Raw genomic sequence first — 13,352 nt, forward strand, 5'->3', positions numbered from 1 at the left:
AAAACGAATGAACGTAAAATTATTTTTCATACTGATCTTTTGCGTGGCAGTTGGCAGCGCAAAGGCACAACAGAAAATTACCGCCGAAAAGGTTGGCGATAAAATTGAATTCAGAGTCAACGGAAATCTTTTTACCAACTACATTCTTTCGGAATACGAGAAGTATCCCTTCTTTTTCCCGGTAAACGGCCCATCAAACGCCAGTGTTACTTCTATGCGAAATGCCAACTACCCGCACCACAGCTCCCTGTTTTTTGGCTGCGACCGTGTGAACGGCGGCAATTACTGGCAGGAAGGATTGGAACGCGGTCAAATAATTTCGCTGCGTGCCGACATTGTTGAATCGGGCGGCGAAAAAGCCGTGGTTGAAAACGAATGTATCTGGCGGCGCCCCGGCGCCGATGCCCCAATTATCGATAGAAGGAGAATTACCGTAAGCCAGCCATCACCCGACAAATTTTTCCTCGACTTTGAAGTAAGCATGGAAATGTTGATGGATGTTACCATTCAAAAAACCAATCATTCGTTTTTTAGCGGAAGAATGGATCCCGACCTGGCCGTTATTGGCGGAGGAAAAATGGTAAATGCCGAAGGTGATTCGGGCGAAAAAGGCGACAATGGTACGTTTGGGAAACGCTCGGCCTGGATGGACTGCAACGGCGAAAGAATGGGGAAACGTGAAGGCATGGCGATTTTGCAACACCCTTCCAACGATTGGTATCCGTCGCCCTGGTTTACCCGCGACTATGGCTTCTTCTCTCCAACACCCATGTACTGGCCCGAAAACGATCAAACAACCGAATTGAAAAAAGGCGATCAGATTAAACTTCGATACCGCGTAATCGTGCACAGCGGCGATGAAAAGGAAGCCGGTATTGCCGAAGAATTTGAAAAATACAGCAAAGAATAGTGAGCAGAGAAAATGATAAATTTTAGCATAGAAGAATAAAGCATTCATTCCTCTTGCTGCTAACTAAAGCAATCGTGAATTAAAAGTTTAAAAGAAAAAAGTCAAACCAAAATTTATAACAGATGAGAAGAAGAATATTCCTGAAAAACGCGGCAGCAACAACTGCCGGAGCTCTGGTAATTCCCACCATCGTGCCATCTTCCGTTTTTGGTGCCAGCGCACCCAGTAATAAAATTCATGTGGCCCAGATCGGATGTGGCCGGATTGCGCGCGACCACGACACCGCTGAAACATTGAAATACGACCAGGCGCGTTTTGTGGCTGTTTGTGATGTGGACAGCAAACGTATGGGAGATTCGAAAAAACGTATCGAAGATTACTACAATAAAAAATCGGGCAGCAACAATGCCGTTGATGTAAAAATGTACGGCGATTACCGCGAACTGCTTCTGGATCCTAACATTGATGCCGTAGTAATCAGCACACCCGACCACTGGCATACACAGCCTGCTGTTGAAGCTGCTTTGGCCGGAAAAGATATTTACCTGCAAAAGCCAACTTCGCTTACTGTAGAAGAAGGGCGACTGCTTAGCGACATTGTAAACCGCACCGGTGTTATCCTGCAAATGGGGACACAACAACGCTCCATGCCGCAGTTCCGCATTGCTGCCGAATTGGTTCGCAACGGAAGAATCGGCAAAATACATACGGTAAAAATTGGCCTTCCGGGCGATCCCGGCGGGCCTGTTTTTGAATCCGGCCCAATTCCTTCCAACCTGAATTTTGATATGTGGCTGGGCTCAACACCCGAAGTAGAGTACAAAGAAAAGCTGGTACACCCGCAACACGATTACAGCCGTCCGGGGTGGTTACGCCACAGAAATTACGGTGCAGGAATGATCACCGGCTGGGGACAACATCACTACGACAGCGCTGCATGGGGAATGGACACCGAACATACCGGACCAATCTCGATTGAAGCGGTTGCTGAATTCCCTAAATCGGGCGACTGGAATGTGCACGGCGATTTTATGGTAAAACATGAGTACGCGAATGGCATTACAGTTTATACCAGCGGCGGATATACCAATGGCATTCAATACATTGGAGAGAACGGATGGATCTTTGTATCGCGCGGCAGTTACACCGCTTCGGCCAGCGATCCTGTTTCGAAAGAAAAAAGTTCGAAAGCACTGAATGCCAGTGATCCGAAAATTCTGGAAGAAAAAATCGGCGACAACGAGATTAAGTTGTATGTGAGTGAAGAACAACATGGCGACTGGTTAAATGCGATAAAAACACGCAAACAGCCTATATGTACTGCGGAAACAGGACACCGTGCATGTTCCGTTTGTTTAATAAGCGATATTGCCATGCAAATTCCGGGAGTACTGGAGTGGGATCCAACTACAGAACGTTTCAAAAACAACGACCTGGCCAACTCCATGCTGAGCCGCCCGCAACGTTACCCATACGGAACTGATTATATTAAACGCTAATATGAATTGAACACTGATGATACGGAGTAAAGATATTTGCACGGAAGATCAGTAAATACGAAAAAATCAGTATTATCAGTGTTTGTTTTTAATAAATACACAAATGCGAAAAGCCATACTATTATTATTTCTTGTGGCAGCCATGATAACTGCCAGTGCTCAGGAGGAAGCCTTTGATTTTACTCCGGAGTGGTTACAAAAAATAGAAAAACTTGCCCCTGCAAAAGCCGAGGTTCAGCCGGCAAAAACCAGAAAAGTTTTGATTTTTGATCGCTTTACCGGATTTAACCACTGGGTAATTCCTCATACCAGCCAGGTTATTAAAATGCTGGGGCAAAAAACGGGAGCCTATGAGACCCGAATAACAAAAGATGTATTTTGCTTTGAAGCAAGCAACCTGAAGGATTACGACATGCTTGTGCTAAACAGCACCTGCTCAAAAGGCCCGCGCCGCGACCTGATTATGGATGCCCTGGAAGAAGATACCAGCATGGATGAAGAACAGGTAAAAAAGAAAGCTGCCGAACTGGAAGCCAACCTGATAAGCTACGTGGAAAAAGGTGGCGGATTAATGGTCGTTCACGGTGCGATTGTCATGCAAAACAACTCAATGCCATTTAGCGAGATGGTGGGAGGAAGCTTTGACTACCATCCCCGGCAGCAGTCTGTTACCCTTGAACTGGCAGAACCTAATCATCCGTTGGTAAAGGCCTTTAACGGACAGGCTTTCACCCATGTTGACGAGCCTTACCTGTTCAACAAGGCTTATGAGAAAAAGAATTTCAGACCATTGCTGCAAATGGACACCGATAAACTTACAGGTAAAACAAAGCCCATCGACGATAATATCCGCTATGTGTCGTGGATAAAGAAACACGGCAAAGGACGGGTATTTTATGTTTCGCCATCGCACAATGCCCAAAGCTTTGAAGACGCCCGTTTGCTAAAATTCTATTTAGACGGCGCTCAATATGCCATTGGCGATTTTAAATGCGATGATTCGCCGCTTCCTTTGAAATAAAATAGTTTCTTATTGACAAGACTCTGACAGCAGCATTCTTTTAATAACGCTGTCAGAGTTTTGGTAAAATAATAGTGTACCTCCTCAATTCAATTACTTCCGGTTAAACTACAGCCATTCCTAACATTGACGGGGAATAATTCCAAATTGCCCAATCTTCACCCCCTATGGATCAGCGCAATATAGCCCCATTACTTAACACATCCCAAAAGCTCCCTACTTCTCACATTGCCAAAATAGTATTGAACATTGCAAATCACATACTGGCAACATATCATTTTCAGCCGTACTTTTGAAAAAACGTTGAAAAGTTTCTATGTGTTTTTAATAACCTACGGGAATTGAAAGAAAAAAGGAAAATGCTGTAACATTCTCCTTTTTAATGAAGCTTAATCAAATCGGTACATTTAACTAAACTGTATAAAACTATGGAAAAATATTTATCTTCTACTGACACCTAATCCTTTACTATCCTTCTTAACAGTTAATTAACTGAAAGAATACTTTATCCTGGTTAATAAATCTTGAGGATTTATTACATCGAAATTATAAACGTTAAATCTAACTTTATGAGAAAACTACTATTGCTTTTTGTAGTGTTTACTACAATTATGAGTAGTGCTATGGCACAAAAAACTATTACCGGGAAGGTGATAGACAATAGCGGGGCTCCCCTTCCCGGAGTTACCGTTGTAGTCAAAGAAATTGTTTCGGGAACAATTACCAACACCGATGGTGTTTATTCCATTTCAATACCCGAAAATGCGAAAGTTCTGATGTTTTCATTTATTGGAATGAAAACAAAGGAAGTGGAAATTAGCAATCAAACCATTGTTAATGTAACCATGGAACCCGATGTTATAGGATTGGAAGAGGTGGTTGCGATCGGGTATGGTACCGTTAAGAAAAAAGACCTTACCGGAGCAGTAACACAGGTTGATGCGGAAAAACTGGAAGCTGAAGCCACTTCAAACATGACTGACCTTTTACGGGCAAATGTTCCGGGATTGAATGTTAATTTCAGTACTAGTGCCAAAGGACTCAGCAGTGCCTCAAGCATGGAGGTACGTGGAGAAACAAACCTTCGGGGGTCGGGCGCAAACGCTCCTTTAATTGTGGTTGACGGAATGATCTATTATGGCGACCTTGCCGATATCAATCCCAATGACATTGATGCATTTGATATTTTGAAGGATGCTTCATCAGCAGCAATTTATGGTTCGCGTGCATCAAACGGGGTAATTATTATTACCACAAAAAAAGGGAAAAAAGGGAAACCTACCATTAATGTTAGTGCAAGTGTTGGTCTGGCTACGCGCTCTTCTGCCAATCTTGATTTAATGAATGGTGAAGAATTTATCCAGTGGAGAATAGCTGGTTTTGAAGCAAACCAACGTGGCCAGGTAGGAAAACCCGGATACTATTACAGTCCCGATAATTTACCCGATGGTGTTACTGCAGACGCATGGAAAGCTTACGATGGTTCATCTGAAGCAACAGACTTAACTCAAATATGGCTGCAACGCATTGGATTCTCGCCTGTTGAAGTAGATAATTATAAAAACGGGAATGAGATTAACTGGTACGATCATTATTTGCAAACCGGATTACGGCAAGACTACAACATAAGCCTTTCAGGAAGTACCGACAATTTATCGTACTATTGGTCATTGGGATATGTTAACAACGAAGGTGTCGTTTATAACGAGAAATTTGAAACTTATCGTTCGCGCTTAAACCTGGAAGGAACCGTTACCGACTTCCTGAAAGTTGGGATAAATACAGCATTTTCGGTTCGCGATGAGAGCAACTATACCGCCAATACCGATAGAATATGGTACAATACTCCTTACAGTGAATTTTATGAAGGCGACACAAATGTTATATCATATGCCCCCTCGGGAAACGCCTCCATGTCATCACATCCATATATCGAGATTGTTTTTGCAGATCGTTTAAGAGATTACAATTCGCTCAACAATAAAATTTATGGCACTCTTACCTTGCCTTATGGATTTAGCTTTACGTCTGAATACATCACTCGCTTTAACTGGAACAGGGACTTTTACAGTTACTCTTCGGAATATACAGGCTGGGCTCCTGCCGGTGGATATGCCAACCGTTCGCGCAGTAATGTTTTTGAATGGCAGGTAAACAACATCCTGAAATGGAACAAATCATACGGAGAACATGATTTTGATTTCACAGCCGTTCAAAACGCAGAAAAATACCAGTACTGGAGCGAAAGAATGTACCGCAGCGAATTCCTTCCGAACGATGTTTTGGGTTGGCACAATATGGGGGCCGGTACCAAGGATGAAGAAATCAGCAGCGATGACCAGTACAGTACTGCCGATGCACTTATGGCTCGTTTAAACTATACTTATAAGGACAGATACCTGTTTACCGGTTCATACCGGCGTGACGGTTACTCTGCTTTCGGACAAAAACATCCCCGCGCCAATTTTGGCTCAGTAGCTTTGGGTTGGACCGTTAGCGATGAAGACTTTTTTGATGTATCCTGGATGGATCTGTTAAAACTTCGTGCTTCTTTCGGAACCAACGGGAACCGTGCTGTAGGCCGTTACGAAGCGCTTTCTGACCTGTATTCAGGAAGGACAGTATTAACAACAGATGGTACAGCCAATTATGCTTCGTACATGTACGTTAACCGCATGGCAAACCCCGATCTGCAATGGGAAAGAACCAGTGCTTACAACTTTGGACTTGACTTCTCTACTTTTAACGGCCGCTTAAGAGGTAATTTTGAACTCTATCTGATGCAAACCAGAGATCTGTTGGTATCGCGTAAATTACCAGACATTACAGGGTATTCAAGCGTATTTACAAACCTGGGACAAGTTGACAACCGCGGATTTGAACTCGGACTAAATTCTATCAATATCGATCAGAATGATTTTCAATGGAGTTCAAATTTCACCTTATCACATAACCGCAATGAAATTGTAAGCCTTTACGGTGATTTGGATGAGAACGGAAAGGAACTCGACGACCCCACCAACAAATGGTTTATTGGTCATGCACTGGATCAGATCTGGGATTACGAGACCGACGGCATTTGGCAGGAAGATGAAGCAGAAGAAGCTGCAAAATATTCATTATCACCCGGTGATTATAAAATCATTGACCAATTAACAGAAGACACCGACGGCGATGGTATAGCTGATGCTACTGACGGAGTATTTACCAATGATGACAAAATATTCCAAGGATATTCCAAACCAAAATTCAGAGCTACTTTCCGTAATGATTTTAGCTGGAAAAACTGGACTGCATCGATAAAAATGTACTCTTATCTTGGATACTGGAAAGCCAACAATTATCTGAAAGGACAAAATGTATTCTACGACAGGGGAGTTTCAATGAAAGTTCCTTACTGGACACCTGAAAACCCAAGCAACAAATGGGCTAGTATTGAAAGTGGTACTGTTGTAGGTTTTAATGTATATGAAAAGAACTCATTTGTAAGGATCGACAATGTTGCTTTAACTTACAACATTCCCCAAAATGTGCTAAACAAGATTAAGGTTCAGCGTTGCACATTATCACTAATCGCACAAAACCCATTTGTGTGGGCGCCTAACTGGTCGTGGATGGACCCGGAAAACAACGGTTACACCACCCCGTCGTATTATACTTTAAAACTTAACCTTACCCTATAAAAATTATAGATATGAAAAGAATTAAAATATTTCCATTCATTACACTGGTAATGGTGTTAATGTGGACAAGCTGTACCGAAGAGTTCCTGGAGCCAAAGCCACTATCGTTTTACGCACCGGAAAATACTTTTGTGAATGCCGAAGGATTGGAAGCTGCTCTACTTGCCGCTAACCGTAATATTATGTGGGAATGGTACGGCGATGGTACGCCTATGATTACAGAATGTATTTTCTCGGAAGTCGCAGTTGAAGGAACGACCGATAAAAGTGGTCCGGCAATGGACTTACCCGCGCAAATATTACCTGATGCAAATTTGAACAGCAATGACTATAACAAAATTGGCTGGTATTGGATTGAAAACTACAAAAAGGTAAAATATGCCGGAGTTGTTATCAATCGTATCGACAACGCCGAATATGCAAGTGAAGCTGAAAAAAACAATGTTTTAGGGAAAGCCTATTTCCACCGTGCACGGGCTTATTACAGGCTTACTATGCAATTTGGCGATGTTCCGTTAATTCTTGGTGAAATTCAGCAGCCGGTACTCGACTTTTACACTTGTACGCGCGAAAGTATCATCAAAAAGATTAAAAAAGACATGCAGTTTGCCGCACAGTGGGTAAAAACAGAAGCCGAAACCGGTGTAGTGGGCGATGTTACCAAAGCAGCATGTAATCATCTTTTGGCAAAAATATGCCTTGCCGATGGCGATTTCGACGGAGCAATCAGTGCTGCTTCAGCTGTGATTAACGATGGATACCATCATTTAATGACAGAACGTTTCGGAATTGATAAAGATGATCCTAACAAGGATGTAATTTGGGATTTACATCAGTGCGAAAATAAAGCCCTGGCTGAAAACCGCGAGAAAATTTATACCATTATCTCGCGTGAAGAATTTACCGAAGCTGACGCCAGTGTGCGGTCAAGAATTATGCGCCAGTGTGTTCCTTACTGGTTTAGCTCAAGAATAAAAACTCCAAGCGGAAAAACCGGGTTAACCGACATTCCTCTGGGGCAAAATTATGGAGGTGTCCCGGTTGAAATAGATCAAATAAACCTATATGGGAGGGGAATTGGCCGTTGCCGTCAAACCTCGTACCATCACACGGCTATTTGGACGGACCCAAAAGATATGCGCCACAACGAAGAAAACTGGACAAACATGGAGGATATGGTTTACAACGCTCCCACTTTGAAAAGAGACGGAGATCCATATTATGGAAAGAAACTCCAGCTATATGATGACAACGGAGGCCTTCTTTGTCCTGATACCATTCGTTCGTGGTTTGGTTTTCCAAGGTATAAACTATTTATGCCCGATGAAACTCAGGTTAAACCAGATGGAGGACGTGCCGACTGGTACATGTATCGTTTGGCTGAGACCTATTTATTGCGTGCCGAAGCCTATTTCTGGAAAGGTGAAAAACAAAAAGCGGCCGACGATGTAAATGAAGTTCGCGAACGGGCAGGTTGTGATCCATACTCGGCTGGCGATATCAACATAGGAACCATCCTTGATGAACGTGCCCGTGAATTGTTCTACGAAGAACCACGAAAAACAGAGCTTACACGAATAGCTTTAATCCTTGCACAAACCGGAAAACAATGTTACAACGGAAAAACCTATAATCTTGATAATTTCTCTAGCGATAACTTCTGGTACGACAGGGTAATGGAGAAAAACGTATTCTACGGGAAAAATGTTGTTGCTCCGCACTACACTTATCGTGCAGCTCCGCATTTGGCATTTTGGCCAATCCCTGCAGCTACCATTAACGCCAACACCTTGGGTACAATCAATCAAAACAAAGGTTATCCGGGAGAAGAAGTTTACCGCGAGCCCGTTTACTGGCAGGATGGAGAAGGCGAAGGAACAATAGTTGATCCAAATGCAACTGAATAAAAATGACGTGTTTTGCATTCATATAGTGTAAACGTTTAGTTAGTGTTTATCAAAAGCGCTGTTTGTCGTTTGACAAACAGCGCTTACTTTTTGTATCCAAAACGTTTTCTACATTCTAGAAAAAAAAGAACAATGCTTCTCCTTTCCGGGGTTGCCCAACAAAAAGAATCCTATGAATCAAGGCTCCATTTGAACCATCGGAAGCACAAATTTCTGATAGGTAAAGTAGCCCCGGCTTAAATCGCCGTTGCACTCTTTTAACAGGAGTTGCTTTAACTCGTCCATCTTATCGGGGTATTTCGTGGCCAGATCGTTTTCTTCTTTATAGTCGTCGGGCAGGTAATACAATTGGAAGATATCTTTTGGGTAATAATGCCGCAGCTTCCATCCCTCTTTGGTCACAATTGTGCCACCATACATCGAGGCATTCACAGTATAATCGTGTTCGGTTTCCGCTCCTTCGCCGGTTAATATAGGCAAAAGCGAAATGCCGTCTTTTTGCTCGTGCAGTTCAACCCCCAGTAAATCGGCAAAAGTGGGTAAAAGGTCGTAATTGGCCACCAGGTTATTCACCGCTTTGCCTTTGGGTGTTACTCCGGGCCACTTAATAATCAGCGGCACGCGAAGCCCGCCTTCCCAGTTATCGTATTTCAGACCGGCCATTCCATCGTTTCCGTTAAATACATCGCCTCCGATTTCGGAATAAAATTTTGTGGTGATATTGTCGAAACGCTCGCCCGTTTCCATGTTGCGTACAGGCTTAACAATCCGGCCTTCCTGGGCATAATAAATTTCGTGGCCGTTATCCGCGCTAAAAACAATGATGGTGTTTTTTTCCAGCTTCAGCTTTTTCAATTCCTGCAGAATCACCCCCACATGCTCATCCAGCATTTTCACCATCGACGCGTATTCTTTTTCAATCTGCGTCAGGCGGTTATCGTTAACGAAATCGGGATGAACCGCCGGCACAGCCACCGGACCATGCGGCAATTGGGTGGGGTGATACAAAAAGAAAGGACGGTCTTTATTTTCCCGGATAAAGCCGAGCATTTTATCCAGAAACAAGTTCTGCGAATACACCGCACGTCCTTCCATGTTCCAGCGCTCTTTAAAAGCCTCCGGTGTTTCCCGTTCGATGGTCTTTCCACAGTCCTCCCGGGTATTTCCGGGAATATCCACTTTTTTGCCGTTTTCGAACATATAAGCCGGGTAAAAACCGTGCGCCATCACATGGTCGAGATAGCCGTAATAATAATCCCAGCCATGACGTTTCATTTCCTCAAAAGAAACCGAAAAGCCCCACTCCAGTTTCCCTACCTGCCCGGTAACATAGCCTGCCTTTTTAAACACTTCGGCCATGGTAACAATAGAATCGCCTGAACGCCCCACCTGTTTATCCAATGCCTCCGAAACTTCGTCGGCAGTAACCTTACCCGCGAAGACCTTTTTATAAGCTCCGCCGCTGGTTATTTTCCATTTGTCGGTGCGGCAATCGTTGTAACCGGTTAGCAAACTGGCACGCGCAGGAGCACAAAACATGCAGCCGCGAACCTGGTTAAAACGCAGTCCCCGGTCTGCCAGTTTATCAATATTGGGTGTTTTTACTATTTCCTGCCCTTCGTACGATAACATACCACGTCCCAGATCGTCGGCATAGATAAAAATTACGTTGGGCTTTTGCTTCGGTTCACCAGCCTTTGCGCTATTTCCAAAATGAAACAACGCGATTACAGCTGAGAACAGAACTATTTTTTTCAACATCGGATTTTCTTTTAATTTATCATTTTCTAAAGTTACTCTGGCTTACACAGCCAATCTTCAGGAGTGGAAATCTTAGTTCCTGTTGTTACTCCATCAACTCAATCGTTTCCCCGGCAGGAACTTCTATTGACAAGGTATCTCCGGTTAAACTACCACTTTCTTTCCAACTGCATTTTACGCGACATGTCTTCCCCGGAAAAGGATTGCTTATTTTACAAACTCCTCCTTTTTCAGAAGCAATACTCACTTTGGCTATTTTGCCGTTTGCTTTCTGAGCCGTCACCAGAAAACCACCCTGCGCTCTTAATGTATTGAACGAGACATTCTGCCAATCATCAGGAATAGCCGGAAACACGCCGATTGTTCCGGTGTGGCTCTGTAGCAGCATTTCCTGAATACCAGCGGCAAAAGCGAAGTTGCCTTCCAGGGTAAATGGGCGGTAGGTAAATTTCGAAAAGCCCTGTTTTGTTTGGTCACCATTGGCGTGAAAACTGTTTGGCAAACAAAAATGTTCGGCAAAAATCCGCAAGGTTCGGGCCGCTTCGTCACCCATAAAGGCTCTCGCGTACAGATTTCCCAACCAGCTATATGAGTAGCCAACCCAATAATCGGGACTCCCATTTTCCAGCGTTTTCAATGTCTCTCTGATAATAGCCTGTTCTTTCCCGCCATTCGACCAATCGATAACTCCAAGAGGATGCCAGCCAACAAGATGCGAAAAATGCCGGTGTGAATGGACATATGGCACTCCCGGGGCAATTTCCAGGGCACCTGACTCGTCAAGGGCAAAATCCGGCCACTCGGCAAGAAGGGTTTCCCATTTAGCTGCCTCCTCATGTAAACCTAGCTGCAAAGCGAGCTCGGCAGCTTTTCCAAACGTCCACCGAACAAGTGCCAGGTCGAAGTTGCTGGTTTGCTTAAACCAGGCTTTCATCGAATTATCAAATATTTCCGGGCTGGAACTCAGCGGAAGCTGTCGTTGTCCTGCGGCATTTTTCACCGAGAGTTGTTCTAGATAAACCGCTGTCTCTTTAATCCAGGGATAGGCTTTTTCGCGCAGAAACTTTTCGTCGCCTGAATATTTCCAGTGCAGGTAAAAATGTTGCCCCAACCAGCAGCCCACCGTTGGCCCCAGTGAATATTGAATCCAGCCCCCCATTGGTTCGCCGGTCAAGGTAGTTACTCCCGGAACGTTCATTCCATCAGTTAAAAAGTAGTCCCGCGTGTATTTTCTGAATGTCTCACGATTGTCCCAAAGCCAGTTGATAAACCCTTCTTCCAAATCAAGGTGGTTAGCCGAATAGGCCGGCCAGTAACTTAACTGGGTGTTCAGGTCGTGGTGAAAATCGCCTTTCCACGGAGGTAGTTTGCCATTGTCGGCCGTCCAAACCGCCTGCAGCGAAATGGGTGGCGCATCGGCACGGGCTACCGAACCAAATTTGTATTGTTCGAGGTACCATTGCTTTTCCAAAACCGGATCAGGAATACTAACAGATGATTTGCTATGGAAGGTTCGCCACCAGTCGGAGTGTGTCTGAAATGCCTTATCAAAGCTTTCATCCTTTATACATTCACTCACCAGTTCACTGGCTTTTTTCTCACCTTTTTCTTCCGAAAACGTTGAGCTGATTGACCATACTCCGGTCACTGTTTGGCCGGATTGTTTCCATGCCACGGCAACTTCGTACTCAAATCCGCCCCATCCTTTTTGGCGATAAACAATGCGGTTCTCGTCTTTGCTCACTTTGCCCTGTTCGTAGCCCAACCGTTGCAAATCCTGCCCGGTTACCGGACTGTCGGCACCGGCAGCACCTTCTTTCCTGTAGGGAGGCACAACAAGCTCGGGACTAAAAGAATCCGGCACATTCGTGAATCTGAACCAACCTACCGGCTGCGTTGCATGTACAAAGCTTTCCAATTTCGCCCCGTTTTTCCAGATCGCATTGCAAATCGCATTCTGCAATGAAAGTGTAATTTCCTGAAGTTCGCCCAAAGCAACCGGATCGAACTCGAGGGCTGCTCCCGGAATCTTCGAAGGAGCCGGAGCCCGGTCGTAAGGCACATCAAACATCTGCTGCACCGCCTTGTAATTGTTATCTTCTACCTGTTGTTGCACCCACTTAAAACTAAACTCGGGCTTGCTTAAGTTTTCCATCGGCCGCAAATCCCACAAATCGGCACGGTCGAGAGAAAAGCGGAGCTTGCCGTCCTTTTGCCAGACCAATTCACCGATCATACCGTTTCCGAGCGGAATGCCCTCGTCCCAGGTGGTTGGCATTCGTTTAAAAGTCAGACCATAAGGTTCATTTTCTGTTTCCGATCTTCCCTGTTGCGCGTGTAAGAACAGCACGAAAAAGAGGGTCAGAACTATACAAAGTTTAGTTTTTCTCATTTCTATCGTATTCATTTTTAGTCTTCTATTCTGAAAAATACTATGCCCGCGATAAACACCTGGCAGTGAAGAGTATTTTACGAAAATAACAAATGCTCACCTCTTATTCGAAAAGCAAATTCACTCTATGAAACATATTCCGGCGGTGATACATTTTTCAGTATGGATTTTCAACTAGT

7 protein-coding genes are annotated in these 13,352 nt (G+C 44.2%); 5 read left to right on the forward strand and 2 right to left on the reverse strand.

Annotation, left to right across the window (positions count from 1 at the left end; translation table 11 throughout):
* The first annotated feature begins 7 nt into the window (after positions 1 to 7).
* The 5 genes from D1614_RS06450 (at position 8) to D1614_RS06470 (ending at position 9,020) form a co-directional block, all read left to right on the forward strand.
* Positions 8 to 910 (forward strand): DUF6807 domain-containing protein, encoded by a 903-nt coding sequence (locus D1614_RS06450; protein ID WP_119437084.1) that lies wholly within the window; start codon positions 8 to 10, stop codon positions 908 to 910.
* Between the two features lie 122 nt (positions 911 to 1,032).
* Positions 1,033 to 2,409, forward strand: coding sequence for a Gfo/Idh/MocA family protein (locus tag D1614_RS06455; RefSeq protein WP_119437085.1), 1,377 nt, complete (start codon positions 1,033 to 1,035; stop codon positions 2,407 to 2,409).
* Between the two features lie 103 nt (positions 2,410 to 2,512).
* Positions 2,513 to 3,430, forward strand: coding sequence for a ThuA domain-containing protein (locus D1614_RS06460; RefSeq protein ID WP_119437086.1), 918 nt, complete (start codon positions 2,513 to 2,515; stop codon positions 3,428 to 3,430).
* A gap of 569 nt (positions 3,431 to 3,999) precedes the next feature.
* Positions 4,000 to 7,113 (forward strand): SusC/RagA family TonB-linked outer membrane protein, encoded by a 3,114-nt coding sequence (locus D1614_RS06465; RefSeq protein WP_119437087.1) that lies wholly within the window; start codon positions 4,000 to 4,002, stop codon positions 7,111 to 7,113.
* 11 nt (positions 7,114 to 7,124) lie between these two features.
* The gene (locus D1614_RS06470) at positions 7,125 to 9,020 is read left to right on the forward strand and encodes a RagB/SusD family nutrient uptake outer membrane protein (protein WP_119437088.1); all 1,896 of its coding nucleotides are present in this window, start codon (positions 7,125 to 7,127) and stop codon (positions 9,018 to 9,020) included.
* Positions 9,021 to 9,197: 177 nt separating this feature from the next.
* Here D1614_RS06470 and D1614_RS06475 read toward each other — a convergent pair whose 3' ends face one another.
* Positions 9,198 to 10,781, reverse strand: coding sequence for an arylsulfatase (locus D1614_RS06475; RefSeq protein ID WP_119437089.1), 1,584 nt, complete (start codon positions 10,779 to 10,781; stop codon positions 9,198 to 9,200).
* Between the two features lie 85 nt (positions 10,782 to 10,866).
* Positions 10,867 to 13,173: a glycosyl hydrolase family 95 catalytic domain-containing protein gene (locus D1614_RS06480; RefSeq protein ID WP_175579269.1), complete on the reverse strand. Its 2,307-nt coding sequence runs from the start codon at positions 13,171 to 13,173 to the stop codon at positions 10,867 to 10,869.
* Between the last annotated feature and the right edge of the window lie 179 nt (positions 13,174 to 13,352).

Origin of the sequence: Maribellus luteus, from assembly GCF_003576475.1 — a bacterium.
GTDB lineage: Bacteria > Bacteroidota > Bacteroidia > Bacteroidales > Prolixibacteraceae > Draconibacterium > Draconibacterium luteum.